The sequence below is a fragment of the Candidatus Rhodoluna planktonica genome (genome assembly GCF_001854225.1).
In the GTDB taxonomy this organism is placed as follows: domain Bacteria; phylum Actinomycetota; class Actinomycetes; order Actinomycetales; family Microbacteriaceae; genus Rhodoluna; species Rhodoluna planktonica.
In genome coordinates this window covers 399,347-424,317 of sequence record NZ_CP015208.1, presented here as the reverse complement: position 1 = coordinate 424,317, position 24,971 = coordinate 399,347, and the positions used below count along the sequence as shown (strand labels likewise).

Annotated in this window: 24 protein-coding genes; 9 read left to right on the top strand and 15 right to left on the bottom strand. The window is 52.5% G+C overall.

Features of this window, described 5'->3' with window-relative positions:
* Nucleotides 1–5: 5 nt before the first annotated feature.
* Complete coding sequence (locus tag A4Z71_RS02115) at nt 6–1,100, top strand: NADH:flavin oxidoreductase/NADH oxidase (protein WP_070954323.1); 1,095 nt, start codon at nt 6–8, stop codon at nt 1,098–1,100.
* Here the strand turns inward: A4Z71_RS02115 and A4Z71_RS02110 are convergent, their stop codons facing one another.
* Together A4Z71_RS02110 and A4Z71_RS02105 are read right to left on the bottom strand one after the other, a co-directional pair.
* Nucleotides 1,101–2,141, bottom strand: coding sequence for a hemolysin family protein (locus tag A4Z71_RS02110; RefSeq protein ID WP_070954322.1), 1,041 nt, complete (start codon nt 2,139–2,141; stop codon nt 1,101–1,103).
* The gene (locus tag A4Z71_RS02105) at nt 2,134–3,453 is read right to left on the bottom strand and encodes a hemolysin family protein (protein WP_070954321.1); all 1,320 of its coding nucleotides are present in this window, start codon (nt 3,451–3,453) and stop codon (nt 2,134–2,136) included. Before A4Z71_RS02105 ends, A4Z71_RS02110 begins: the two co-directional genes overlap by 8 nt.
* A 245-nt stretch (nt 3,454–3,698) precedes the next feature.
* Here A4Z71_RS02105 and A4Z71_RS02100 point away from each other — a divergent pair, with 245 nt between their 5' ends.
* Nucleotides 3,699–7,394, top strand: coding sequence for a multifunctional oxoglutarate decarboxylase/oxoglutarate dehydrogenase thiamine pyrophosphate-binding subunit/dihydrolipoyllysine-residue succinyltransferase subunit (locus tag A4Z71_RS02100; RefSeq protein ID WP_070955206.1), 3,696 nt, complete (start codon nt 3,699–3,701; stop codon nt 7,392–7,394).
* 2 nt (nt 7,395–7,396) lie between these two features.
* Nucleotides 7,397–8,008: a GDSL-type esterase/lipase family protein gene (locus A4Z71_RS02095; protein ID WP_070954320.1), complete on the top strand. Its 612-nt coding sequence runs from the start codon at nt 7,397–7,399 to the stop codon at nt 8,006–8,008.
* 21 nt (nt 8,009–8,029) lie between these two features.
* On the opposite strand, the gene rsrA is transcribed toward A4Z71_RS02095, so the two are convergent.
* The gene (rsrA, locus tag A4Z71_RS02090; protein ID WP_070954319.1) at nt 8,030–8,278 is read right to left on the bottom strand and encodes a mycothiol system anti-sigma-R factor; all 249 of its coding nucleotides are present in this window, start codon (nt 8,276–8,278) and stop codon (nt 8,030–8,032) included.
* A complete protein-coding gene (locus A4Z71_RS02085) occupies nt 8,271–8,879 on the bottom strand; it encodes a sigma-70 family RNA polymerase sigma factor (RefSeq protein ID WP_269466118.1) in 609 nt (202 codons plus the stop codon). Before A4Z71_RS02085 ends, rsrA begins: the two co-directional genes overlap by 8 nt.
* 110 nt (nt 8,880–8,989) lie before the next feature.
* Here A4Z71_RS02085 and aroA point away from each other — a divergent pair, with 110 nt between their 5' ends.
* The 4 genes from aroA to A4Z71_RS02065 are packed head-to-tail and all read left to right on the top strand — an operon-like array spanning nt 8,990 to nt 12,952.
* Complete coding sequence (gene aroA, locus A4Z71_RS02080; RefSeq protein ID WP_070954318.1) at nt 8,990–10,309, top strand: 3-phosphoshikimate 1-carboxyvinyltransferase; 1,320 nt, start codon at nt 8,990–8,992, stop codon at nt 10,307–10,309.
* Nucleotides 10,309–11,346 carry a ribosome small subunit-dependent GTPase A gene (gene rsgA, locus A4Z71_RS02075; protein ID WP_070954317.1) on the top strand — a complete coding sequence of 346 codons (1,038 nt, stop codon included), beginning with the start codon at nt 10,309–10,311 and terminating at the stop codon, nt 11,344–11,346. The genes aroA and rsgA overlap by 1 nt, the downstream gene beginning before the upstream one ends.
* A 9-nt stretch (nt 11,347–11,355) precedes the next feature.
* Entirely contained in the window at nt 11,356–12,135 is a 780-nt protein-coding gene (gene hisN / locus A4Z71_RS02070; protein ID WP_070954316.1) for a histidinol-phosphatase, read from the top strand.
* Between the two features lie 55 nt (nt 12,136–12,190).
* The gene (locus A4Z71_RS02065; RefSeq protein WP_070954315.1) at nt 12,191–12,952 is read left to right on the top strand and encodes a GntR family transcriptional regulator; all 762 of its coding nucleotides are present in this window, start codon (nt 12,191–12,193) and stop codon (nt 12,950–12,952) included.
* A gap of 44 nt (nt 12,953–12,996) precedes the next feature.
* Here A4Z71_RS02065 and iolD read toward each other — a convergent pair whose 3' ends face one another.
* The 10 genes from iolD to A4Z71_RS02015 form a co-directional block, all read right to left on the bottom strand.
* The gene (gene iolD, locus A4Z71_RS02060; protein ID WP_070954314.1) at nt 12,997–14,922 is read right to left on the bottom strand and encodes a 3D-(3,5/4)-trihydroxycyclohexane-1,2-dione acylhydrolase (decyclizing); all 1,926 of its coding nucleotides are present in this window, start codon (nt 14,920–14,922) and stop codon (nt 12,997–12,999) included.
* Nucleotides 14,923–14,938: 16 nt separating this feature from the next.
* A complete protein-coding gene (gene iolB / locus A4Z71_RS02055) occupies nt 14,939–15,835 on the bottom strand; it encodes a 5-deoxy-glucuronate isomerase (RefSeq protein ID WP_070954313.1) in 897 nt (298 codons plus the stop codon).
* Between the two features lie 30 nt (nt 15,836–15,865).
* On the bottom strand, nt 15,866–17,359 hold the full coding sequence (locus A4Z71_RS02050) for a CoA-acylating methylmalonate-semialdehyde dehydrogenase (RefSeq protein WP_070954312.1): 1,494 nt from the start codon (nt 17,357–17,359) through the stop codon (nt 15,866–15,868).
* 21 nt (nt 17,360–17,380) lie between these two features.
* Nucleotides 17,381–18,256 carry a class I fructose-bisphosphate aldolase gene (locus A4Z71_RS02045; RefSeq protein ID WP_145943882.1) on the bottom strand — a complete coding sequence of 292 codons (876 nt, stop codon included), beginning with the start codon at nt 18,254–18,256 and terminating at the stop codon, nt 17,381–17,383.
* Nucleotides 18,256–19,212, bottom strand: a complete 957-nt coding sequence (gene iolC, locus A4Z71_RS02040) for a 5-dehydro-2-deoxygluconokinase (RefSeq protein WP_070955203.1) — start codon at nt 19,210–19,212, stop codon at nt 18,256–18,258. Before iolC ends, A4Z71_RS02045 begins: the two co-directional genes overlap by 1 nt.
* Before the next feature lie 109 nt (nt 19,213–19,321).
* Nucleotides 19,322–19,513 (bottom strand): DUF6186 family protein, encoded by a 192-nt coding sequence (locus A4Z71_RS02035; protein WP_070954311.1) that lies wholly within the window; start codon nt 19,511–19,513, stop codon nt 19,322–19,324.
* Complete coding sequence (locus A4Z71_RS02030) at nt 19,513–20,076, bottom strand: hypothetical protein (RefSeq protein WP_145943880.1); 564 nt, start codon at nt 20,074–20,076, stop codon at nt 19,513–19,515. Before A4Z71_RS02030 ends, A4Z71_RS02035 begins: the two co-directional genes overlap by 1 nt.
* Nucleotides 20,077–20,089: 13 nt before the next feature.
* Nucleotides 20,090–21,553, bottom strand: a complete 1,464-nt coding sequence (locus tag A4Z71_RS02025; RefSeq protein WP_070954309.1) for a cryptochrome/photolyase family protein — start codon at nt 21,551–21,553, stop codon at nt 20,090–20,092.
* 36 nt (nt 21,554–21,589) lie between these two features.
* Entirely contained in the window at nt 21,590–22,003 is a 414-nt protein-coding gene (locus A4Z71_RS02020) for a DUF1761 domain-containing protein (RefSeq protein WP_070954308.1), read from the bottom strand.
* A gap of 9 nt (nt 22,004–22,012) precedes the next feature.
* A complete protein-coding gene (locus A4Z71_RS02015; protein ID WP_070954307.1) occupies nt 22,013–22,486 on the bottom strand; it encodes an SRPBCC family protein in 474 nt (157 codons plus the stop codon).
* A gap of 67 nt (nt 22,487–22,553) precedes the next feature.
* On the opposite strand from A4Z71_RS02015, the gene A4Z71_RS02010 reads away from it, so the two are divergent.
* Nucleotides 22,554–23,291, top strand: a complete 738-nt coding sequence (locus tag A4Z71_RS02010) for a type 1 glutamine amidotransferase (protein WP_070954306.1) — start codon at nt 22,554–22,556, stop codon at nt 23,289–23,291.
* Here A4Z71_RS02010 and ychF read toward each other — a convergent pair.
* Nucleotides 23,281–24,354 (bottom strand): redox-regulated ATPase YchF, encoded by a 1,074-nt coding sequence (gene ychF / locus A4Z71_RS02005; protein WP_070954305.1) that lies wholly within the window; start codon nt 24,352–24,354, stop codon nt 23,281–23,283. The genes A4Z71_RS02010 and ychF overlap by 11 nt on opposite strands.
* 56 nt (nt 24,355–24,410) lie before the next feature.
* Here ychF and A4Z71_RS02000 point away from each other — a divergent pair, with 56 nt between their 5' ends.
* On the top strand, nt 24,411–24,971 hold the full coding sequence (locus A4Z71_RS02000) for an exonuclease domain-containing protein (RefSeq protein WP_070954304.1): 561 nt from the start codon (nt 24,411–24,413) through the stop codon (nt 24,969–24,971).

Here is a 24,971-nt window from a genome sequence, read left to right as displayed (position 1 = left end):
GAGGAATGGAGTCAACCGTGAAACTATTTGAGCCGATTCAAGTTCGCAGTCTTGAAATTAGAAACCGCATCTGGATTCCGCCGATGTGCCAGTACTCGTGTGAGCAGCAAAACGGTGAACCTAACGCCTGGCATCAAGTTCACTATGGGGCACGAGCCACTGGCGGTGCCGGGTTGATTATTGCCGAGGCTTCGGCCGTTAGCCCAGAAGGCCGAATTTCGCCGTGGGACACTGGCATTTGGAATGATCTTCAGGTCGAAGCTTGGCGACCGGTAGTAGATTTCGTGCATTCTCAAGGCGCAAAGTTTGCCATTCAGTTAGCTCATGCGGGCCGAAAAGGATCCACCTATCGTGAGTGGTCAGGCCGAGGTTCGGTGCCGCTGAACGAAGGCGGTTGGCAAACAATATCGGCGACTGACGAGGCATTTGAGGGCTACGCTGCCCCGGTTGAAATGTCTACCGTTGACGTGATTGAGCATGTTCAAAAATGGGTTTCCGCTGCCAAGAGAGCCGTAGCTGCCGGGTTTGATGCGATTGAAATCCACGCCGCCCACGGCTATCTACTGCACCAGTTTTTGAGCCCAATCACGAATCACCGCGCAGATGAGTATGGCGGGTCGTTGGAGAATCGAGCTCGTTTACTACTTCAAATCATTGATGGCATTAGAGCAACCGTGCCGAGCGAAATGCCAATTTTTGTGAGATTTTCTGCCACCGACTACGTTGATGGCGGATTCAACTTCGAGCAAACTGCGCAGGTCGCTGCCTGGTGCGCCGATAGAGGCGCCGATTTGTTCGACATTTCCACCGGAGGACTAGTGGCCAACGTCCAAATTCCGCTCAAGCCTGGATACCAAGTTCCGGCCGCTGAATTTGTTTCAGAGAACCTTAGCGAGCCGGTGTCGGCAGTGGGACTAATCACCGATCCAACCCAAGCCGAGCAGATTTTGCAAGACGGTTTAGTCGAAGTTGTAATGATTGGACGAGCCTCGCTGGATGATCCGATGTGGCCACTGCATGCAGCCGCAGCGCTTGGAGTTGAGGTTGACTATGTTCCCAAGCAGTATCAGCGCAGTCAACTGGGCCGCACAAAGAGCTAATTAGTCGCGCTGCGAGGCATCCTGCACTTCGCCAACGAGTTCTTCCAAGATATCTTCGAGGAAGAGCACTCCTAGAACGGTGCCCTGTGCGTCAAACACCTTGGCTAGGTGAGCATTCACTCGTCTCATGCTGGCCAGCGCATCTTCGAGTTCTGTCGTGTCGGGCAACGAAATGAGGGTTCGCACCCGCTTTGCCGGGAATGGCTCGTCGGCTTCATCGAGATCGAGATCGATGACATCTTTCAGGTGCAGGTAGCCGATGAGCTCATCGTTTTCATCGGTTAGCGGAAAGCGAGAGTAGCCGTATTTTGCAACTGCTTGCTCAATCTCGCGCGGCGACACCGTTTCACTAAAGCTCACCAAATCTTGCAACTTGACGGTCACATCAGAGACTTGTTTGTCGGTGAATTCAAAAGTATTGGTTAGGGCGCCGCTGGCATCTCTCAGCACACCCTCGCGAGTCGAATGTTCAACGATGTCTTCTACCTGATCAAGCGTAAAAGCTGAGTTTGCCTCGTTTTTAGGCTCAATTTTGAAGGCTCGAAGCATGGTGTTCGAAACCGCATTCAAACTAACGACAATGGGCTTGACCAAAGTGGCGACGCTGTAAAGCACCGGGGTGAGAATAAGCGCCGAACGCTCTGGCACCGCAATTGCGATATTTTTTGGCACCATCTCACCAAGCACGACATGCAGGTAAGTCACCAAAAGCAGCGCGATAACAAACGCGACTGTCGAAACGACCTCTTCAGACCAGCCCAGCGCACCAAGCGGATACTCAAGCAGGTGGTGAATACTTGGCTCGGCAATCAGCAAAATTAGCAGCGACGAAACAGTGATTCCGAGTTGGGCTGTGGCCAACATCAACGAAACACGCTCCATGCCAGCAAGTGTCATTTTTGCCGGTTTCGAGCCCGCTTCAGCTCGAGGCTCAATTTGTGCTCGCCGAGCAGCAATCACGGCAAATTCGGCGCCAACAAAGAAAGCGTTAGCGGCAAGTAAAACAACCAGCCAAATGAGCCCCTGCCAATCGCTAGACATTAACTTCACCAGCTTCCAGAAGCGCCGCCGGGGTAAATCGGACCCGATCGATTCGACGACCATCCATGCGCTCGACGCGCAAGCGGCCACCATCAATTTCAATTTCGTCTCCGACAGCTGGAATCCGACCCAAAACAATCATGATGTAGCCGGCAACTGTCTCATAGGCTCCGCTATCTGGCACCCGAATAGCCATTTCAGCCAATTCATCAGGTCGAATCATCCCGGGAAATAGGACCGAAGAATTTGCCCCACGAGTGATGCCGGCCTTGGCTCGGTCGTGTTCGTCAACCAACTCGCCAACCAGTTCTTCAACAAGATCTTCTAGGGTGACCAATCCGGCAGTTCCGCCATATTCGTCAACAACTATCGCCAGCTGCAGACCTTTGGCTCGCAATTCACCCATCAGATTTTCGAGGCGCATAGTTTCTGGTACGCGAATGGCCTCAACCATGATTGCGGTTACCGGAACTTCGGCGCGCTTTTCTCTGGGAACAGAAGCCGCTTGTTTGATGTGGGCGACTCCAAGAACGTCATCCGACGAACCATCAATAATTGGAAAACGTGAATAGCCGGTCTTGATCGACGCTGATACAAGATTGTCAATGCTGGCATCTTTTTCTAAAAAGTGGATGCGTGGGCGTGGTGTCATCACATCGGCCGCGACCAACTGACTCAGCGCCAGAGTTTTAGTCAACAAAGTTGCCGTTTGAGCATCTAGTGCACCTAAGACAGCCGAGCGCTTTACCAGCGAGCTAAGTTCTTCTGCCGACCTGGAAGCACTCAATTCTTCTTTTGGTTCGATGCCGAAACTTCGAACAATGGCATTACCGGTGAAATTCAGAAACTTGATCATCACCGCAAATACCCAGGTAAAGGCAAGCTGAAAACCAACCACAAACTTGAGGGTTGGCAGCGGGATAGACAGCGCCAGGTTCTTGGGCACCAACTCACCAATCAAAAACGAAAACAGGGTTGCAATAGCCATGGCTGCAACCAGGCCGAAAACCTCTTTGGTGCTTTGTGAAACTTGAACGTTTACAAAAAGTGGAGAAAGCAGTTTGGTCAGTGCAGGCTCTGCCACGTATCCGGTGAGCAGTGTGGTCAGGGTAATACCCAACTGAGCTGCACTTAGATGAGTGCTGGTGCGTTTTAGCGCCCTGATTGGTGCGGTTAGGCCGGCCTCACCTCGAGCTGCCCTAGCTTCAAGTTCGTTTCGCTCTACGTTTAGCAGCGAAAATTCACTCGCTACAAAAAAGCCTGTTCCGATGGTGAGAAAAATACCGAAACCCAGCGCAAGCCACTCGTTCACGAGTCTGCACCGCCTAGGCGACTATGGTCATACCCCGATTTATCCATACAGGGACATTTTAGTTGGCAAAGTTTCGCCAAGAATGGTGCAGAAGTCATTTTTTATCCGGTTATCCAAAGTTGAGCGGGTAGGCTATAAGTTGCTCATTGAACGGACAATGTAAGAGGGTGGTTTCTCTGTCTGGCAACGCCGATAACTTCAGCAGCGAAAACGATTTCGGAGCCAATGACTGGCTCGTCGACGAAATGTACGCACAGTTCAAAGAAAATCCCGACTCGGTCGACAAATCCTGGTGGCCAATCTTGGAAAACTACCGCCCCACCGAGACACCGCACGTTTCAACTGGACCGGTTACGATCGCGCAAACTTCAACTCCAGTAACGCCGATTACACCTACCGTTCCTGCATCAGCTCCCGCTCCGGCACCAGCTGCGACAGCAGCCGCACCCGCTGTCGAAACTCCGATGGCTGGTGATGCTCAATTAGTTGCCAAGACCACCCGAGTAGAAGCCCGACCACAGCCAATTCCTGCTCAGGCACCGGTAACCACAGCCATCCCGGTTCAAGAAGATGAGTCTGCTGAAGACCAGGTAACCGTGCTCAAGGGCATGTCCAAAGCGCTGGCAGCAAACATGGATGCATCGCTTCAGGTTCCTACCGCCACCTCGGTGCGAACCATTCCAGCCAAGCTTTTGATTGATAACCGCATCGTCATCAACTCACACCTAGCTCGCACCAGGGGCGGCAAGGTTTCGTTTACGCACATTATTGGCTACGCAATTGTTCGTGCGCTCAAAGAATTTCCAAGCCAAAACGTCTACTACGACGAGGTCGACGGCAAGCCGTCTGCAGTGACTCCAGCAAACATCAATTTCGGTCTGGCAATTGACATTCCGAAAGAGGATGGCACCAGAGCCTTGCTGGTCCCAAACATCAAGCGTGCTCAGCGTCTGAACTTTGCCGAATTCCTATCGGCTTACGAAGACTTGGTGAAACGCGCGCGCGACAACAAGTTGACCGCTGGTGATTTTGCTGGCTCAACTATTTCGCTCACCAACCCAGGTGGAATTGGTACAGTGCACTCGGTTCCACGTCTGATGAAGGGCCAGGGTTGCATCATCGGTGCTGGCGCACTCGACTATCCAGCCGAGTTCCAGGGAATGTCTGACGCACAGCTTTCTAAGCTCGGCATCAGCAAGACCATCACGTTGACCTCGACCTACGACCACCGAGTTATTCAAGGTGCAGGCTCAGGCGAGTTCCTAAAGAAAATTCACGAACTGCTGCTCGGTGAACGAGGCTTCTACGAAGAGATTTTCAGCGACCTGCGCATCCCGTACCAGCCAGTCAAGTGGGTTACCGACTTTGAGCGCAACGGCGCAGACGACCGTGAAAAAGAAGCTCGAATTCAAGAACTCATCAATGCCTACCGTGCTCGCGGCCACCTCATGGCCGACATCGATCCGCTCGAGTACCGTCAGCGTTCGCATCCAGACCTCGACATCACAAATCACGGTCTCAGCCTCTGGGATCTAGACCGAACCTTCCGAACCGGTGGTTTTGGTGGCAAGAGCGAAATGCAATTCCGCGAAATCTACAAAATTCTTCGCGACAGTTACTGCCGAACCGTTGGTGTTGAGTACGCACACATTCAAGACCCAGCACAGCGCAAATGGTTCCAGGAAAAACTGGAGCGCCCATACGCGAAGCCAACCCGTGAAGAGCAACTGCGAATTCTTGAGAAACTAAACGAGGCCGAAGCTTTCGAAACCTTCTTGCAAACCAAGTTTGTTGGTCAAAAGCGTTTCAGCCTCGAAGGTGGAGAGTCGACAATTGCCGCTCTTGACGAAATCTTGCAGGAGTCGGCAAACGCCAACCTGCAGGAGGTCGTCATCGGTATGGCTCACCGCGGTCGCTTGAACGTGCTAACCAACGTGGCCGGAAAGACCTATGGTCAGGTCTTTAAAGAATTTGAAGGAAACACCGACACCTCTACCGTTCAGGGTTCGGGTGACGTTAAGTACCACTTGGGCACCGAGGGTGTCTTCACCAACATGGAGGGCAAGCAGGTTCGCGTTTCTCTTGCCGCAAACCCATCTCACCTCGAAGCGGTTAACCCAGTTGTCGAAGGTATTGTTCGAGCAAAACTAGATCTAGCCGACACCATCAACGACAACAACTTCCCAGTTTTGCCAGTGATTATTCACGGTGACGCTGCATTTGCCGGCCAAGGTGTGGTTCCAGAAGTTCTTAACATGTCGATGTTGCGCGGTTACAAAACCGGCGGAACCATCAACATCGTGATCAATAACCAGGTCGGTTTCACCACTCCCCCTAGCGAATCACGGTCTACCATCTATGCGACCGATATCGCCAAGGGCATTCAGGCTCCGATTTTCCACGTAAACGGTGACGATCCTGAAGCTGTAGTTCGCACGGCACGTCTGGCTTTTGAATTCCGCCAGGAATTCAAAAAAGATGTTGTTCTCGACATCGTTTGCTACCGTCGCCGCGGTCACAACGAGGGTGATGACCCATCGATGACTCAGCCGCTAATGTACAACCTCATTGAAGCCAAGCGCTCGGTTCGAACCCTATACCTTGAATCACTGGTCGGTCGCGGAGACATCACCCGTGAAGAGTTTGAAACAGCCAACTCTGACTTCCAGAGCCGCCTTGAGGGCGCCTTCACCGAAGTGCATGAAGCTCAAAGCAAGCCAGTTGAATTGCAGGCTCGTCCAGTTGGAATTGGAACAACAGCCAGCGACCACACCGGTGTCGAGCACGAAACAGCGATTCCTCGCCAGGTGGTTGAGCTAATCGGAAATGCCCACGCCAACATGCCTCCGGGTTTCAACGTTCATCCGAAGTTGCAGCAACTACTCGCAAAGCGCGTCGAAATGTCTCGTGAAGGCGGCATCGACTGGGGCTTTGGCGAATTGCTCGCCTTTGGTTCGTTACTGATTGAAGGCAAAGTTGTTCGCATGGCGGGTCAAGATAGCCGCCGCGGAACATTTGTTCAGCGCCACGCAGTCTTCCACGATCGCGAAAACGGTCAAGAATGGATGCCGCTTCGAAACCTAACCGAGGACCAGGCCAAGTTCTACATCTACGACTCACTCTTGAGCGAGTATGCGGCTATGGGCTTCGAATACGGTTACGGAGTCGAAAACAATGACGCCTTGGTTCTTTGGGAAGCACAGTTTGGTGATTTTGCCAACGGTGCGCAGACCATCATCGACGAATTTATTTCGTCGGCAGAGCAAAAATGGGGTCAGCACTCGGGCCTAGTCTTGCTGCTGCCACATGGTTACGAAGGTCAGGGCCCAGACCACTCATCTGCTCGAATCGAAAGATACTTGCAGCTCTGTGCCCAAAACAACATGACAGTGGCTCAGCCGTCAACACCGGCCAACCATTTCCATCTTTTGCGCCGCCAGGCCTACTCCACTCCAAAGCGTCCTTTGGTGATTTTCAGCCCCAAGTCAATGCTTCGCCTCAAGGCAGCGTCGTCGACAGTTGAAGACTTCACCAGCGGCACTTTCCAGACGGTAATCGATGATCAGCAGGGCCTCGACAAGAACCAAGTTCGTCGAGTGCTCTTCTGCTCTGGCAAGGTCTATTGGGATCTGTTGGCCGAGTCACAAAAACGCGGCGATCGAACCACAGCAATCGTTCGCGTTGAGCAGCTTTACCCAACCCCAGTGGATGAAATCAAGGCGACCTATGCCCAGTATCCAAATGCTGAATTGGTTTGGGTACAGGATGAACCGGCAAACCAGGGACCTTGGACATACATCGGTCTTTTCTTGCCGCGTTACATGAACGGTCAGGTTGCCAAGTTGGTCTCACGTCCAGCCTCGGCATCTCCGGCTACCGGTTCGGCCAAGCAGCACGCGGCAGAGCAGGCCGACCTCATCGCTCGCGCATTTGACGCCTAGAAATGCTTGAGACCACCGGACGCGATCTTCGCATCGTAATTCTTGGCGATGCGCTGATCACATCCGCTGGCGACCCTAAAGGAATGGGCTGGGTTGGTCGAGTAACGGCTAAAACAACAATTGAAGGTCGAAACGTCGAGATTTATGCCCTAGCTGTGCCAAATGAAACCACCAGCATGCTGGCCGAGCGATGGATGTCTGAAGTTCAACGCAGATTCAGTTCGGAAACAGAAAACCGTCTTGTGATCGCCCTGAGCAATCACGACCCAGCGGCCGGCATTTCAATTTCTCGAAGCCGACTCAACATCGCAACAATTCTTGACGAAGCACACCGAAACGGGATCGCAACTTTTTTGGTGGGTCCGACCCCGCACCGAAATAATGAATTGAATTACGAGATCGAGCACTTGGCTACCGGTTTTGAAGACGTTGCAAATCGACGGTCAATACCGTTTGTGGATTGTTTTCGCCCTCTGGTTGAGCACGAAGGTTGGAACAATGACCTGGCCGTCTCAAGCCGGGGCTTTCCCGGTCAAATTGGTTATGGGCTAATTGCTTGGCTGGTGCTTAATCGCGGCTGGTACGAGTGGCTCGGCATAACCGAACAGCAGTAACCGCCTGAATCTGCCTAAAAGTTAGTGGGCCTCGCCGGCCTGGACCTCCCGGATCCTGGCCAAAACTCGCTGAGCTAACTCGGCTGGAGGAGCTTCATCGCAGGCCTCTTTGATGACCCCGTTGATTAGGTTTTCCATGTCGTAGTCAGCCTCGCAACTATCGCAATTAGCTAAATGCGCGGTGATGTCACGAATTTCATCATCACTTAGCTGATTGTGCAGGTACTCGTGCACATGCCGCTTCGTCTCTTGGCAATCAAAGTCAGTCATTAGCTGTCCCCGAATTTGTAACGTTGTAACCCTCTTGAGCAGCGTATTCAGCCAAGAGTTTCTTGAGTAATTTTTTACCACGGTGAAGCCGTGACATCACGGTTCCGACCGGGGTGTTCATAATTTGGGCAATTTCTGCGTATGGCAGACCATCGACCACCGCATAGTAAACAACCATGCGAAATTCATCTGGAATTTGGTTGAGAGCATCTTTAACTGCCTTGCTTGGCAAGTTATCGATGGCCTCTAGCTCGGCCGAACGCGAGCTGGTGGAGGTAACTGATTCAGCTGAACCAAGTTGCCAATCTTCTAACTCATCAAGGGCGCCCTTAGCTTGATCTTTGGCGCGCTTGTTGTAGAGATTGATGTGGGTGTTGGTCATGATTCGGTAGAGCCATGCCTTCAAGTTTGTACCCTGTTCAAACTGAGCCCAGGCAATGTAGGCCTTTGCAAAAGTTTCTTGAACAAGATCTTCAGCATCTGATGGGTTTCTGGTCCAACGCAGTGCAGCACCGTAAAGCTGCGGCATCAAGGGCAACGCCTGCAATTCAAAGGAACGTAATTTGTCTGCAGCAACAGAATTTTCAGACTTTTTCATCATCGAAGAGTCTATTGGCTTGGCTAAAAGAGCGCCTGCTGCGGCCATAGATGCCATAGTCAACCGTCCTTTTCTGCTCGCTAGTGCCTTTTATGCTGGTATTTTTGAAACCTATGACAGCCTCGCATTATTCCCAGCCCTGGCCAGCGCCGCTTGCCACTGGCCAATTGAATGCGACGTTGGGCCTCCCCGGCTCGAAGTCACTGACCAATCGAGAGTTAGTTTTATCTGCGTTGGCTGACGAGCCTTCGGTTTTGACCGGCCTGCTAATGTCACGCGACAGTTTGCTCATGATTGATGCTTTGAAAGCACTGGGCGCCGAAATTTCTATCGCTGCTGACGGAAAAGTTCGTGTTACCCCCGCTACTTTCGACAGATCAGCCAACATCGATTGTGGCCTGGCTGGAACAGTAATGCGCTTTGTTCCGCCCATCTCGGTCTTGTCTAATCAGGATGTTCACTTTGACGGTGACGCCGCTGCTCGACGTCGCCCAATGAAAACCACCATCGATTCGTTGCGGGCTTTGGGTGTCTCCGTGACCGACGCAGACTTGGGTGCCCTGCCGTTTACGGTTCACGGAACAGGCAGCGTTCCGGGTGGCGAAATAACAATCGACGCATCCTCGTCTAGTCAATTTGTAAGTGGACTGCTCTTGGCTGCCGCAAGATATGAAACCGGCTTGATTGTTCGCCATGAAGGAGAGCACTTGCCATCAATGCCACACATTGAAATGACCATCGACTGTCTGGCAAAACGCTCAGTCAAGGTCACCAGAATTGGCGACTCGGCTTGGCAAGTTTTGCCGGGGCCAATAAGCGGTGGAAACTTCGCTATTGAGCCCGACCTATCCAATGCTGGCCCATTTTTGGCGGCAGCCATGGTCGCTGGCGGCTCGGTCACCATTGAACACTGGCCCGAGTCAACTACCCAGGTGGGTGACGAATTTGACGGTATTTTGCAGCAGATGGGGGCAACGATCGCTCGCTCGGCACAAGGGTTGACCATCACTGGCACTGGTGAGATTCACGGAATTGACATTGATCTTTCTATCGGCGGCGAGCTAACCCCGGTGATTGCGGCCTTGGCTGCTTTGGCTGATAGCCCAACTGTCATTCGAGGTGTTGCCCATTTACGCGGCCACGAAACCGATCGTTTAGCTGCACTGGCAACTGAGATTAACCGGATTGGCGGCATCGCTCGCGAGACATCCGACGGCCTAGAAATTGACCCGAGCGAAAATCTGCACGGCGCACTTTGGCGAACCTACGAAGATCACCGGATGGCTACCGCCGGCGCCATCATCGGTCTTCGTGTGCCCGGAATCGAAATTGAAGATGTGCGGGTGACATCGAAAACTATGCCGAGTTTTCCTGGCCTCTGGCACTCGATGCTAGGCACTGGCGAAATTTGGCCTGAGATTGGTGCCCAGTAGTGAGTTGGCTTTATGAGCCGATGCCGGGCGATCACGACCTAGACGAAACTGATGTTCGGGTGCGCCCTAACCCCAAAGGAAACAAGCCACGTACCAAGAATCGCCCGGAGCACAAAAATGCCGTTCTTGGCATGGTAATCGGCGTTGACATGGGTCGATACAGCGTTTTATTGCAAAGCGAAAAACGAGTCATTACAGCGACCCTTGCAAAAGAATTGCGTAAAGGCGGCGTGGTTGTTGGTGATGTGGTGGCTATAGCCGGCGACACTTCTGAGACAGTTGGAGCCTTGGCTCGGATTGTTCGAATCGAACCCCGTAAAACACTTTTGCGCAGAAGCGCCGACGATAGTGACCAGGTAGAACGCGTGATTGTCGCCAACGCGACCCAGATGGCGATCGTTGTGGCAATCAAAGACCCCGAGCCTAGAACGCGCCTGATTGATCGCTACCTCGCTGCCGCATTTGATGCTGGCCTCAAGCCGATTTTGATCATCACAAAAACCGATTTGGCTAATCCCGATGAATTCCTCGAAAACTTCGCTGGGCTAAGCATTCCGGTGGTGCTCTCTCGATCAGATAACCCGGCGCTGCCAGTGCTACGTAATCTGCTCAAAGACCAAACCACCGTAACAGTAGGCCACTCTGGAGTGGGTAAATCAACTCTGGTAAACGCTCTGGCGCCGCACGCAGCGCGAGTTACCGGTGGCGTAAATGCGGTTACCGGTCGAGGCCGTCACACTTCATCCTCAGTGCGTGCCATTGAACTGGATGAGAGCTTTGGCGATGCCTGGATTATCGACACCCCGGGGGTGCGTTCATTTGGTCTAGGGCATGTCAAGCCAGAAAACCTGCTACGTTCCTTCGAAGATTTGTGGCAGGTAATTGAAACCTGCCCGCGAGATTGCCGCCACGACGAACATTCGCCGGACTGCGCACTCGACGTCGCACTGGCTCAAAACAAACTGGGTGCATCTGGTGCTGATCGAGTTGATTCTTTGCGCCGCCTGATGAAATCAACCGTTGACAGCGAAAACTAGACTGGTCAGATGAGTTACGCCGCCGATCTTGAATTCGCCCTGGCCATGGCTGATGCCGCAGACCGAATTTCGCTAGACCGATTTCGCGCCCTTGACCTTAATGTCGAGACCAAACCGGATCGCACTCCGGTAACCGATGCCGATCGCTCAGTGGAGCTGGCCCTAAAAGAAATGCTGGCCACCCAGCGACCAGAAGATGCCCTAATCGGTGAAGAATTTGGGATTTCCGGTGAGGCCAAGCGAACTTGGATTATTGACCCAATTGACGGCACTGCGAACTTTCTTCGGGGTGTGCCGGTCTGGGCAACGCTGATTGCCCTTGTGGTCGATGGCAAACCAGTTGTGGGTGTCGTTTCGGCGCCGGCTCTCGGCCGTCGCTGGTGGGCGGCACAGGGCGAACCAGCTGAAACCACCGACGTGGATGGAAGTCTGCGCGACCTCAAAGTTTCAAAAATTAGCGATCTAGCCGACGCCTCGCTCAGCTACAACAATTTGCAACTGTGGGACCAAGCCGGATTGGCCGAAACTTTGCTGCAATTCTCCAGAAAAATTTGGCGAACCAGAGCCTACGGTGACTTTTACAGTTACATGTTGCTAGCCGAAGGATCGGTCGACATTGTTGCCGAGCACGATTTGAAAATCTATGACATTGCCGCGCTAGTGCCAATTGTCGAGGGAGCTGGCGGAACCTTCACCGCCCTCGATGGTCCGCTTACCCCGGAATCATCTTCGGTTTTGGCTACCAATGGAAAGCTTCATGCTGAAGCAGCTAAAGGCTTAACCTGCTAATGTCTTAACAAGTTGCCAAAGTGCAATTTCTGTCAACGACGGCAAGTAGGAATTGATGAATCAACAAGAGCAAATTCTTCCAATCGGAAAATTTATGGATTTAGATCGCTCGGGGCCAATTCCACTTTATTTTCAGGTCGCCCAGAAAATTGAAAAGGCAGTTCTAGACGGCGAGCTTCCACCGGGTTCAAGGCTTGAAAATGAGGTTTCGCTGGGCGAACGCCTTGGTCTAAGTCGCCCAACGGTGCGCCGCGCAATTCAAGATCTTGTTGATAAGGGCCTGCTCGTACGACGCCGCGGAATTGGAACCCAGGTGGTTCACGGCCAAGTTACCCGAGGCGTCGAACTCACTTCGCTTTATGAAGATTTGGAGCGCAGCGGACAAAAGCCAAGCACGAAAATTCTCGAACTGAAACGCATCAAAGCCGACTCCAAGATGGCGGAAAAACTAGCCATTGAGCCAAATTCGGACGTGCTTTACATGAAGCGGTTACGTCTTGCCGACAATGTACCGGTGTCGGTTTTAGAAAACTGGGTGCCGGCAGAATTTAGCGATTTTGACGAGTCGGCTTTGCACGAACACGGTCTCTACCAACTGTTGCGCACTCGCGGCGTAACCATTCGAGTGGCAAAGCAGCGGATTGGTGCACGCAAGGCAAGCCAGGCCGAGTCGGCATTGCTCGACATCGAAAAAGGCAGCGCCTTGTTGACCATGGACAGAACCGCTTATGACAACTCGGGTCGAGCAATTGAATTTGGTCACCACTGCTACCGCCCAGACCTCTACTCGTTTGAAGTGACACTGGTCGAAAAATAGCCGAGAAGAATTCCCTTCCAAACACGCTAGGGAATTGATTCGAGTTAGTTTCGGCGATCGCTAACACCATTACCAAGCAGCAACTTTTGACGTTTGCGAGCCTCGGCATAGCCTAGGTAGGCCTGTTGGGTGCTGGCCACGGTAGAAATTGGTGACACTGGAACATCCCACCAACCTTCACCATCTGGCGCGTAGATCAATGGGTCATTGTTGATGTGAATCAAAACCGGGCCGCCCTCGTGAGCTTTTGCTGCCTTAACGGCTGCTTTCAAATCACTGATGGCATTTGGTCCCGGCTCGACACGAATCACCTTGACGCCATAACTTTCGGCGTTGGTTGCAAGATCTACCGGCAAAAATTCGCCGTGTTCGTGTGAGTTTTTAGCGGCATCGCGATAGCGGTATTTGGTGCCAAAGCGCTGCGAACCAACATCCTCGGAAAGATGCCCGATCGAGGCATAGCCGTGGTTTTGAATAAGAACGGTGATGAATTTGATTCGCTCAGCAACTGCGGTAAGCAATTCTGTGTGCATCATCAGGTACGAACCGTCGCCAACCATGACAATTGCATCGCGACTGGAATCTGCTCTCGCCACACCCAAACCGGCGGCAATTTCATATCCCATGCAGGAGAACGCATATTCAACGTGATAGCCAAGTTCGTCGCGTACTCGCCACAGTTTGTGTAAGTCACCCGGTAACGAGCCGGCAGCACAAATAACAACGTCGCGAGGATCGCTGGCCTGTTGCACCGCACCAATAATTTCTGGTTGCCCTGGCAGATCGCGCTGCTGGTCTTCAAAAGCCTGGTCAACCATGGCATCCCAGGTGCTTTTCTCAAGCGTGTAGTGCGATCTAAACTCGGACGAAACCGAGTAAGAGGCTAGAGCTTCACTTAGCTCAACAATCGACTCGCGCGCGTCGGCCACAACTGGGATGGCGCTGCCGTGTTTGAAAGCGTCAAATGAGGCGACGTTGATATTGATGAACTTCACATTTGGGTTTTGGAAGGCGGTGCGACTTGCTGTCGTGAAGTCGCTGTAGCGAGTACCGATGCCGATAATGACATCGGCTTCAGCCGCAATTCGGTTGGCTGCAGTGGTTCCGGTTGCACCAACAGCACCCAGGTTCTGCGGGTGATCCCAAACCAAACTGCCAACGCCGGCCTGCGACATGCCAACCGGAATTCCGGTAGCCTCGACAAACTCTTTCAACTGCTGATTGGCATCCGAGTAGATAACACCGCCACCGGCGATAATCATAGGCTGCTTGGCTGCACGAATGGCTTTAGCGACTTCGGCAATAATTCCGTGGTCTGGTCGAGGACGACGAATGTGCCACTCGCGATCAGCAAAAAACTCTTCGGGTACGTCAATTACCTCTGCCTGAACATCTTCAGGCAATGAAATGGTGACGGCTCCGGTCTCGACCGGGTCGGTCAAAACGCGCATGGCACCCAATAGCGCCGAATAAAGCTGCTCTGGGCGCTGGACTCGATCGAAGAATCTGGATAGCGGCTTGAACGCATCGTTTACGGTCACGCTGGCATCGTGTGGCAATTCGAGCTGCTGCAGCACTGGGTCGGCCACGCGGTTGGCAAAGGTGTCAGATGGCAGTAGCAGCACCGGCAATCGGTTGGTGGTGGCAACTGCTGCGGCAGTAAGCATGTTGGCAGCTCCTGGGCCAACCGAAGCGGCACAGGCATAAGTTGAGCGGCGGCGAGTCATGCGCGAGTAAGCGATTGATTCGTGACCCATAGCCTGCTCGTTTCGGGCCTGATGGTAAGGCATAGCCTGCGGATCAGTCTCGGCTTTTTGCAGCAGAGCCTGAGCGATTCCGGCCACATTCCCGTGACCAAAAATGCCGTAAACACCCTGGATGGTGCGCACTCTGATGTCGCCATCAACTGTGTACTGGTGAGCCAGAAATTCAACGATTGCCTGACTGACCGTCATTCTGCGAGTTGCCATGATGAATCTTTCTTTTTTATTCAGCGGTGTAAGGAAGTCGTGGATCTTGATCTTGGTGGTGCCAAGTTTCGCGAATCCAGGCTTGGTTCGGGTCATCGGTTATGTTCCAGCTGCGATCTGGATCTGGACCTGCCATGACATTCAAGAAGTAAAGATCGCTGCCCGGAGTGGCCATTACCGGACCGTGCCAGCCGTAGGGGATTAGCCCAACGTCACCGCTGCGCACCTCGGCAGTGATGTCGATTGGCCGCTCATCCGAGGCGTAGGCACGTAGGTATCCGGTTGGGTCGGCATTTACCGGGTGTCCAGCACCGCGTGTGACTGCTGTCTCGAAGTAGTAAATCTCTTCGAGATTTGACTCAACACCGGGGATGTAGGTGTCGTGCTTGTGTGCCGGAATACCCGACCAGTTGCCTGACGGCACGACGACCTCAACCACGATGAAACGATCTGCGTTCAGCGCCTCGGCTCCACCGATGTCGTGCACAGTTCGCGATTCGCGTCCTGCACCGCGGACAAACACTGGCACATCCTCGGCACTGGTGAATTTCACCGGCTTTGAATTTTTAGCCGGAGCCTCGGCCATAATTACGCGCCCGATGCCGGTGACTCTAATTTCAGTAGCCACTGGAAGATACAGCGTGTCGGTTGGCCCGTGGAAGACTGATTTTCTACCGCGCAATGGCGCGCTCGCAAAATGGTCATCGCCTTCGAGTCGGTATTCGACCTCGAGAATGTCGCCCTCAAGCGGCAAGATCAAACGCTCTAAACCATCGGCCGCCAAATGCAGAGTTTGGCCAGAAGAAATTGTGGCAACCCTCAAGCCGGTGTGCTGCCAGCCAGCTATCGAGGCATCGACCAAAACATCCCAGTTGTCCTGAGCCAGTTCTCCAGCTTTAAAAAACCACTTCATCGTGCAATCCAAACTCTGCCCGCGTAAACCCTAGTTTTGTGGGAAGCCTAGGTTAATGCCGCCGTGGCTTGGGTCAAGCCAGCGCGAGGTGATTGCTTTACCTCGGGTAAAGAAGTGCACGCCTTCAACACCGTGAGCCTTGGTGTCACCAAACAGTGAGTTTTTCCAACCACCGAATGAGTAGTAGGCAACCGGGACTGGAATTGGCACGTTGATGCCAATCATGCCGACCTCAATCTCATTTTGGAATCTACGGGCTGCACCACCATCGTTGGTGAAGATTGCGGTTCCGTTACCGAAGGCTCCAGAGTTGATCAGTTTGACACCGTCATCGTAGGAGTGAACTCGAACAATCGACAAAACCGGGCCGAAAATTTCCTCGGTGTAGACCTTAGATGAGGTTGGCACCTTGTCGATTAGGGTTGGGCCAAGCCAGAAACCGTTGGCGTCACCATCGAACTCTTGGTTGCGACCATCGACCACAACCGTTGCTCCATCCTGGGCAGCGATGTCGATGTATGAGGCAACCTTGTCGCGGTGCACTTTGGTAACTAGTGGACCCATGTCGCAGCCGCGACGGCCATCGCCGGTGCGCAACTTTGCCATGCGCTCGGTAATTTTTGGAATTAGTTGATCAGCCACTGGCTCAACTGCGACAACAACCGAAATCGCCATGCAGCGCTCGCCAGCTGATCCGAAACCGGCGTTGATGGCCGAGTCAGCAACCAAATCTAGGTCGGCATCGGGCAAAACCAACATGTGGTTCTTGGCTCCACCAAGCGCCTGAACACGCTTGCCGTGTGCCGAGCCGGTTTCGTAAACGTATTTGGCAATTGGAGTTGAACCAACGAATGAGATCGCTTGAACTTCTGGGTGGGTTAGCAGACCATCGACAGACTCTTTGTCGCCGTTCAAGACGTTGAAAACACCGTCAGGTAGTCCGGCATCTTTCCAAAGCTGAGCCATCCAGATAGCGGCACTTGGGTCTTTTTCTGAAGGCTTCAAAACCACGGTGTTGCCAGCGGCGATGGCGATTGGGAAAAACCACATAGGCACCATTGCCGGGAAATTGAACGGGCTAATAATGCCAACTACTCCAATGGCCTGACGAGTTGAGTAAACGTCTACGCCGGTAGAGGCATTCTCAGTGTAAAAACCCTTCAGCAGATGAGGCATGCCACAGGCAAATTCGACTACTTCTTGACCGCGAGTAATCTCACCGAGAGCGTCGGAAAGCACCTTGCCGTGCTCGCTGGTGATAATTTCAGCCAGTTCCGGTTTGCGCTCGTTGAGCAGCTCACGGAACTTGAACAAAATCTGCTGCTTTTTCGCCTGCGAGGTGTCGCGCCAAGCCGGAAACGCTGCCGCAGCTGCGCCAATTGCACTTTCAATCTCAGCCGAATTAGCCAAAGCAACGTGCTTGGTGGCAACGCCCAGAGCCGGGTCAAAAACCTCGGCGGTGCGACCAGATTTGCTTTCGACGATTTTGCCGCCGATCCAGTGGTGAACTACAGGTAGTGACATTTTTTCTCTTTCCTAATCCGGTTATCCGTGGACAAGTTTGGTTGCGGTTTGAATTGCGGTGGCGACGTTTCCGTCTTGTGGGTAAAGCAGGCTGCGACCAATCACGAGGCCACGAACCCCGGGAAGCTCCAGAGCTTTTTCCCAAGCGGCAAAAGTGTCCTTTTCTTCACCGGCAGGATCTCCTCCGAGTAGCAAAGTTGGCAAAGTGGTGGCTTCCATCACTCGTGCCATATTTTCGACCACCGGAAGTTTCATCCAGGTGTAGGCCGAAGAATTACCCAGACCGCTGGCAATCGCTACCGAGTTGATTACCGCCTCGGTGCTTAGGTCGTTGCGAATTTTTCCGTCGACCCATTCGCTCATGAAAGGCTCTAGCATGATAGGCAGTTTTGCCGCAGCAGCTTGAGAGACCGCCTGATGTGAGTAAGACATCATGTTCGATGTTCCGGCATCAGCCAGGTTGATGCGATTGAGCATTTTGGCAAAGTCCAGTTTGTCGCGCAATATTCCGTCGACGTCATAGCCGGTGATGCGGTCATCCATTTCAAATGTCGAGCCGCGCAAACCACCTCGATTTAGCGAACCGACAACTACTTTGTCATCTAAGCAACCGAGCAGGGCAAGATCGTCGATGATGTCTGGGGTGCCCAAAACACCGTCGCAACCAGGCTGCTCTAGCGCGGTAGCCAACCGAGTAAGCAGGTCGTAGCGGTTTTCCATGGCGCGAGCATTGTCGCGAACCGAAAATGCATTTCGAGCCGGATGGTCAGCGGCAATGATAAACAGACGACCATCGCCCTGTGTTACTTTGCGTCGACGACGGGAATTGTAAATTTCCGCCAATTTTTCGGGCTGAGCAGCACGCAGCTCGCGAAGTTTTTCAAAATCTAAAGCCATCAGTTCATACCCTTCAAAATCTCTTCAACCTCGGCAGCCGAAGGCATTGCGGTTGAGCATTCAAGCCTTGAAGCGACAATTGCTCCGGCGACGTTGGCAAACTTCAGGATCTGCTCGAGCGACCAGCCTTGCAGCAGTCCGTAGCAGAAAGCCCCGCCGAAACTGTCGCCGGCTCCTAGACCGTTGACCACATCAACGAAATACGGTGGAACCTCGACGGTCTCATCCTTGGTTTTAGCCAAGACGCCCTTTGGACCCTGTTTTACCACGGCCAACTCGACGCCACGCTCGAGAAGTGCATCGGCGGCACGCATTGGTTCGGTCTCGCCAACAGCCACAAAGCACTCTTCTTTATTGCCGATGGCGATAGTGGCGTGCTGCAGCGCTTTGCCAACCTGTTCACTGGCGATTTCTTGCGAAGGCCAAAACATTGGTCGGTAATCAAGATCGAGGATGGTGTGCTGCTTGCGACCACGCGCCTCCCAGGCGGTGAAGTGCGAGGTGCGGCTTGGCTCTTGGCTTAGCCCAGTAACTGTCGACCAGTAGATTTTGGCCCGGCTAATAGCGTCTAGGTCGAGATCGTTTGGATTGATTACTAAATCGGGTGCTTTGGGCTCTCGGTAGAAATAAATTGGGAAATCATCTGGAGGAAAGATCTCACAAAAGACAACCGGGGTTGGCAGACCCTTGACCGCTGTCACGTAACGGTCATCAACGCCAAGTCGAACTAGTTCACGATTGATGAAGCGACCGAATGGGTCATCGCCGGTGCGAGTGATAACCGCTGATTTCAGACCGTATTTGGCTGCTGCCACGGCAACGTTGGTTGCGCTGCCGCCCAAATACTTGCCGAAAGTTGTTACATCTTCTAGACCAACACCGGTCTGCAACGGATAAATGTCAACGCCAACGCGCCCGATTGTGATTACGTCGTATGGGGCATTCTGTTCGCTCATTGGCGCTGAACCTTCTTCCACGATAGCCGGAAAACCTTTGTCCTAACATACTAACAATAAGTCAAGGTACAAAATCAATTGATCACGGCAAAAAGGTCAGATTAGATAACTAAACGGTAAAGAAATGCCAACCCAGCCACCACCAGACCACAACCAAGGCGAGCCTGGTGTTTCGATGGTGCATTATCCGAGCAACAAGGTCGCCAAGCGGAGCAATGGCAATTCGCTTGCTTCGCCCCGCCAGCCACAAAAATACGCCCAGAACAACTAGGACCGAGTACTCAATTTCGGGAATCGACATCACTTTTTCCGCCAAATCCCTAACAGACCTACCCCGATCAGCATCCAGAGCGTCAGAAACACCGCTCGCCCGATACCGGTTTCTAAAAACGGATTCACCAGAATCGAAATTGTTGGAAAAGATTCATCATCCTTGTAGATGCTCGCCCAAATGTAGGCAAAGAGTTCAGCCAGCGCCATGGCGATGGCCAAACTGAGCCAAAGCCATTTAGTTCGAGCCATTTCTTTGGTAGCCGAGGGTTTAGGGCCGTAGTCGCGGTAATAGACCAGAGTGAGTGCAATCGGGATCAGCGCCAATAACAGCACGACGTCTTGCCAGCCACCTCGATCAGAAAAAAACAGCACCGAAGACGCAACCAAAATTACAAAAATGGTTGCGCTTTTGCTCATTAGCGGGCGCTTCGGTATGTGCCAGGGGATGAGCTTTTTCCAATCGGCTATCAGTAAAGCTACGCCCGCGCCAAAAATCAGCGCATCCGTGGAGGCACCCCGCAAAATGTGAAACAGTGTGACGAAGGCGAGCACCGGAAGCCACGGGTTAATGCCTCGAAGAAAAAGTTTCACAAAACTAACCTACTTATAGATTTGTGCCACGCTGCTGCTCTTGAAGCCGAATTTCATCCAGGTCTTTGAGTCGACCCAGGCCAGCTAGCGGCTGGGCCAATCGATGATTTCCCCTAAACGCCTCAAGATTTTTATCGAGAAAATTCCAATATCCGGCGGTGACCGGGCAGGCATTTTCGCCAACCCTGACTTTGGGGTCGAACTGGCAACCTTTGCAGTAATCGGTCATCTTGGAAATGTAGGCCCCGCCGCCGGCATAGGGTTTGGTGCTCATCTTGCCACCATCGGCATATTGAGACATGCCAATCACATTCGCCGGCATTACCCATGGGGTGCCGTCAACAAAAGAATTGATGAACCAATCATTGAGCTCGCCTGGATGCAACCCGCGCTGCATAGCGATATTGCCGAGAATCATCAACCGCTCGATGTGGTGCAGCCAGCCCCGCTTTGAGACTTTGTCGATGGTGTGACTAACGCAATTTGCTTTGATTGCAGAGCTGTCTAGTTTGAGCCAACTTTCGGGTATCGGCTCAAGCGCCTCGAGTCGGTTGTTCAAAACGTAGTCTTCACCGAAATGCCAGTAAAGCTGCCAAACATAATCTCGCCAACCAACTACCTGACGAATGAAACCTTCAACGCTAGCTATGTCGGCTTTGCCCTCAAGATAAGCCTGTTCAGCGGCTCTGGCGACCTCAAGTGGATCGAGTAAACCCAGGTTCATCGGCACACTCAAGAGTGAGTGCGACATGGCCCAATCTTGAATCAGTGCGGCGTCTTCGTATTTGCCAAAAGTTGCCAGACGGTGCTCGACAAAATACTGCAGGGCTTCGAGGGCCTCTTTTCGTGTGACTGCGAACCAACGTGGCCCGGGTTCGCCCACGAGAGTAATTTTGCCTTCTTGGACCCAACGCTGAAGATCGGTGGCGACCTGACGGTCGATTTCATCCTCGACCGGCTGCCACGGTTCTGCCGCACTGATGGTTTGAGCACCCTTGGGCGGTGCTTCTCGATTCTCGTGATCAAAATTCCACTGACCGCCAACCGGGTCAGCGCCCTGCATCAAAAGTCCAGTTTTTCTTCTTACATCTCGATAAAAATCTTCGAGCAATAGCCGCTTTGATTTACGCTGGGCAACCCAGGCGGCAAAATCTGCCTCGTCAATTACAAAACCTCGACTGGGAAGGGTTTTGATTTCATGTTTGGCAATTAGTTTGCGAAATCCATAACTGGTCGGGTTGATTGCAACCAAATCTTCGGTTTCTTGCCCGTCGAGGTAGGCGTTATATGAATCTGCACGGACCAGATGAACCCGCTCTGATTCAGCCGCACGATGCCTTATGGCACTTAGTATCAACTGGGCTTTAGCCCAGTGGTGCGGTCGCGCGGCAAGTCGCCCCAGACTCTCAACCAGGATGATTTCTCCGCCCAAATCAAAATGCGGACCCAGCTGATCGGCGAAGAGAAGTTGCTGCATGCCTAAATTGAACCCTGGCCCAAGCTGATAATTCGACTAGCCTAAACCGGCAATAATCGCGCCCATCAAAGTCAAGCCGACTATGTCTTGACCAACCTCAATAAGCCAAACTGTCAAACCCTGACGACCGAAGAGCCGATGCGAAACCGAGGTTGCTGCACCTATTCCGAAGCCAACCAAAGCACCGAGCAGGGCCCCATTTAGAAAATCAGTAACACCCAGAGCCTGAATCAAAATTGCCAAGGTGATAGCTTGCACAAATGCTGCAGCGAAGGTGATTCCAAAAACTTTAGCCATTGAATCATCGCCGGGTTGATCTGTCGGCTCCTGCCCCAATGCCTTCCACCAAATTGGATAAAAGGCTTTCGGACCAAACCAAAGAGCGCCGATGGCGATACCGACAACACCGGCAATCAAGACGGCCAGCCAGTTGATTTCTGCAAAATTCATGTCCAAAGCCTAGTCGCTGGTTGCCAGGTAGCGTTTTAGGTTTTCCAGGTAACTTTCCATGCCTTCTCGAGACGCCTCAGCCTGCTCTTCATCCATTTCTCCAAATTGAGAAAACCTAACCCAACTTGAATCACCCCGACGTTCGAAGTCGATGACGATTTCGTGAGCGGGCGCGTCATCGCTTCGGGCAATGAAGTCGGCTTCATCCTGACTGTAACAAAGCGTGTGGACCAGCTTTTTATGAGGTTCAACCACACTGTATCGACCCCAAAAATAGGCGTTAAAACCATTGGCTGAGACATCGACGGCAATGGCCCACTGCCCACCAACCTCGGTTTGCGACACCGCGCTGTTTGGCACCACACTCAAGAAGGTTGGCGAGTACCACTGCTCCAGCTGTTTTGCCTCTACCCAGGCTTGCCAAAGACGCTCGATTGAAACATCGAATTCGCGTTCAACTGAATAGAGCAAACCCTGCAACATAGGAAATACCTCGTCCTTTTAGCGCCGATAATAAATAAGAGTCAACCAGATTGCCCCGGAGGAACCAATGGTCGAGCGTCCAAAAATCCTAGTAATAGTTCACGACATCGACGATCATTTGAACGAGATGGCTAACCCAATTGTGGAAGCCGGTATTTTGATGGACACCTGGGATGTTCAAAACGAGCGTGATCGAAACCCTGATCTCGAATCGCTAGACCAGTACGACGGCATCATTTCGCTTGGTGCACACGCCGGCGTTCAGGAAGAGGCGGAACACCCTTGGATGACTCACGAGCGCAAAATTATGCAGTGGGCTCTTGAAACTGAAACCCCACTTCTCGGACTGTGTTTTGGTTCGCAACTACTGGCATCTGCCGCCGGCGGGCGAGTATACAAAGCTGACAAAGGTGAGTTTGGCTGGACCAAAATAAACGTTCTACCGGAAGCTAAGAATGACCCGGTTTTAGGTGTTTTTGACAACAACGCCAACGCGTTTCATTTTCACTATGACACCTTTGAACTTCCCGAAAATGCAGTCTTGTTGGGCGAAACCAATGGCATCAATGAAGCCTTCCGCATCGGCGACAAAGCTTGGGCTACGCAATTTCATCCAGAAATCGGAGTCGCACAGCAACTTGCTTGGCTGAGCACCTATCGTCGTGCCTTTGAAAAAGAGGGTATCGATGTTGCACAGCAGATCGAAAAAACTCACGAGCTGGCAGCCAGCTACCGGCAACAGGCTTGGGATCTAGCTAGCGCTTTCGCACAACAGGTTGTCGAACACTCGAACGCTAGACGTTAAACCTGAATTCGACGACGTCGCCATCCTGCATCACGTAATCTTTGCCTTCCATCCGAACCTTGCCGGCTGCCTTAGCGTCGTGCATCGAGCCAGCAGCATCGAGGTCGGCAAATGAGACAACTTCTGCCTTGATAAATCCGCGTTCAAAGTCAGTGTGAATTACACCGGCTGCAGCCGGGGCCTTCCAGCCTTTTCTGATTGTCCAGGCTCGAGCTTCTTTGGGTCCTGCGGTTAGGTAGGTTTGCAAACCTAGGGTGTTGAATCCGATGCGGGCAAGTTGATCAAGTCCCGACTCGTCCTGGCCCAACGAAGATAACAGCTCATTTGCCTCTTCAGGCGAGAGATCAATTAGTTCAGACTCAACTTTGGCGTCTAAGAAAACAGCCTCAGCCGGAGCAACCAAGTCGGCGAGCGCCTTCTTTTTAGCAGGCTCAGTCAAAATGCCTTCATCCACGTTGAAGACGTAAAGGATTGGCTTCGCCGTAAGCAAACCAAGTTCTTTGATTGCTGCCAAATCAATTTTTGAAGTTGATAGCGGCTTGCCGCCGTCGAGCCAGGCTTTGGCCTCATCTACGGTTTCGAGAACCGATGGCTCAAGTTTTTTACCCTTTACTTCTTTCTCGATGCGCGAGCGAGCCTTATCTAGGGTTTCCATGTCGGCCAAAATTAGCTCGGTGTTGATTGTTTCAATGTCGCTGGCAGCATCGACTTTGCCATCAACGTGTACGACGTCGCTGTCGCTAAAACCGCGAACTACCTGAGCGATGGCGTCTGCTTCTCGAATGTTGGCTAGAAATTTGTTACCCAAACCTTCACCCACGGATGCGCCACGCACGATGCCGGCGATATCGACGAAAGAAACCGGGGCCGGCAAAATTCGCTCAGAGCCAAAAATCTCGGCTAACCGAGTCAACCTGGCATCGGGTAGGTTCACGACTCCAACGTTTGGCTCGATAGTTGCAAACGGATAGTTTGCTGCCAACACGTTGTTTTTTGTCAGTGCATTAAAGAGGGTCGACTTACCTACGTTGGGTAGTCCCACGATTCCAATTGTTAGAGCCACGGTAGGCAAGTCTAGCCTTAGCCGACAAAGGTGTCTGCTGCTGGCAGACTGTAACGGTGCTAAATTTCACCGCCATCGACTTCGAAACCGCAAACGGCTCGCCAGCCAGCCCCTGCGCAGTCGGATTGGTGAAAGTTTCTGATGGCAAAATCACCGATTCACTCGGTTTCCTTATTTCGCCGCCCTATCCAAATAATTGGTTTCACGAAGGCAACATCCGGGTTCACGGAATTAGACCCAGCGACGTAGAAGACGCAGCCTCAGCAATCGAGGCATTGAACCTTATTTTCGCGTTTAGCGCCGGTGATGTTCTGGTAGCCCACAATGCACCTTTTGACATGGGTGTTTTGCGAGCAACCGCACAGTTACTAGATTTCAAAACCCCCGAAACCGGCTACACCTGTTCGCTGGCGATTTCACGCAAGACCTACAACCTTGACTCATATCGACTAAATCAAGTTGCCTACGCAATTGGCCACGAGGAATTCGACCACCACGATGCCTTAGCCGATGCCGACGCTTGCGCCCGAATCATTTTGCATGCCAGTTTGCGCCACGGTGCTGAAAATTTGGAGCAGTTATTGGGCGCAACTAAGCAGAGCCTAAAAGCGCTGTAA

What these genes read in the sequence shown, in the direction of transcription:
- A4Z71_RS02115 (WP_070954323.1), top strand. Translation starts at nt 6, where the DNA reads ATGGAGTCAACCGTGAAACTATTTGAGCCGATTCAAGTTCGCAGTCTT.
- A4Z71_RS02110 (WP_070954322.1), bottom strand. Translation starts at nt 2,141, where the DNA reads ATGTCTAGCGATTGGCAGGGGCTCATTTGGCTGGTTGTTTTACTTGCC.
- A4Z71_RS02100 (WP_070955206.1), top strand. Translation starts at nt 3,699, where the DNA reads ATGTACGCACAGTTCAAAGAAAATCCCGACTCGGTCGACAAATCCTGG.
- A4Z71_RS02095 (WP_070954320.1), top strand. Translation starts at nt 7,397, where the DNA reads ATGCTTGAGACCACCGGACGCGATCTTCGCATCGTAATTCTTGGCGAT.
- rsrA (WP_070954319.1), bottom strand. Translation starts at nt 8,278, where the DNA reads ATGACTGACTTTGATTGCCAAGAGACGAAGCGGCATGTGCACGAGTAC.
- A4Z71_RS02085 (WP_269466118.1), bottom strand. Translation starts at nt 8,879, where the DNA reads ATGATGAAAAAGTCTGAAAATTCTGTTGCTGCAGACAAATTACGTTCC.
- aroA (WP_070954318.1), top strand. Translation starts at nt 8,990, where the DNA reads ATGACAGCCTCGCATTATTCCCAGCCCTGGCCAGCGCCGCTTGCCACT.
- hisN (WP_070954316.1), top strand. Translation starts at nt 11,356, where the DNA reads ATGAGTTACGCCGCCGATCTTGAATTCGCCCTGGCCATGGCTGATGCC.
- A4Z71_RS02065 (WP_070954315.1), top strand. Translation starts at nt 12,191, where the DNA reads ATGAATCAACAAGAGCAAATTCTTCCAATCGGAAAATTTATGGATTTA.
- iolD (WP_070954314.1), bottom strand. Translation starts at nt 14,922, where the DNA reads ATGGCAACTCGCAGAATGACGGTCAGTCAGGCAATCGTTGAATTTCTG.
- iolB (WP_070954313.1), bottom strand. Translation starts at nt 15,835, where the DNA reads ATGAAGTGGTTTTTTAAAGCTGGAGAACTGGCTCAGGACAACTGGGAT.
- A4Z71_RS02050 (WP_070954312.1), bottom strand. Translation starts at nt 17,359, where the DNA reads ATGTCACTACCTGTAGTTCACCACTGGATCGGCGGCAAAATCGTCGAA.
- A4Z71_RS02045 (WP_145943882.1), bottom strand. Translation starts at nt 18,256, where the DNA reads ATGGCTTTAGATTTTGAAAAACTTCGCGAGCTGCGTGCTGCTCAGCCC.
- iolC (WP_070955203.1), bottom strand. Translation starts at nt 19,212, where the DNA reads ATGAGCGAACAGAATGCCCCATACGACGTAATCACAATCGGGCGCGTT.
- A4Z71_RS02035 (WP_070954311.1), bottom strand. Translation starts at nt 19,513, where the DNA reads ATGTCGATTCCCGAAATTGAGTACTCGGTCCTAGTTGTTCTGGGCGTA.
- A4Z71_RS02025 (WP_070954309.1), bottom strand. Translation starts at nt 21,553, where the DNA reads ATGCAGCAACTTCTCTTCGCCGATCAGCTGGGTCCGCATTTTGATTTG.
- A4Z71_RS02020 (WP_070954308.1), bottom strand. Translation starts at nt 22,003, where the DNA reads ATGAATTTTGCAGAAATCAACTGGCTGGCCGTCTTGATTGCCGGTGTT.
- A4Z71_RS02015 (WP_070954307.1), bottom strand. Translation starts at nt 22,486, where the DNA reads ATGTTGCAGGGTTTGCTCTATTCAGTTGAACGCGAATTCGATGTTTCA.
- A4Z71_RS02010 (WP_070954306.1), top strand. Translation starts at nt 22,554, where the DNA reads ATGGTCGAGCGTCCAAAAATCCTAGTAATAGTTCACGACATCGACGAT.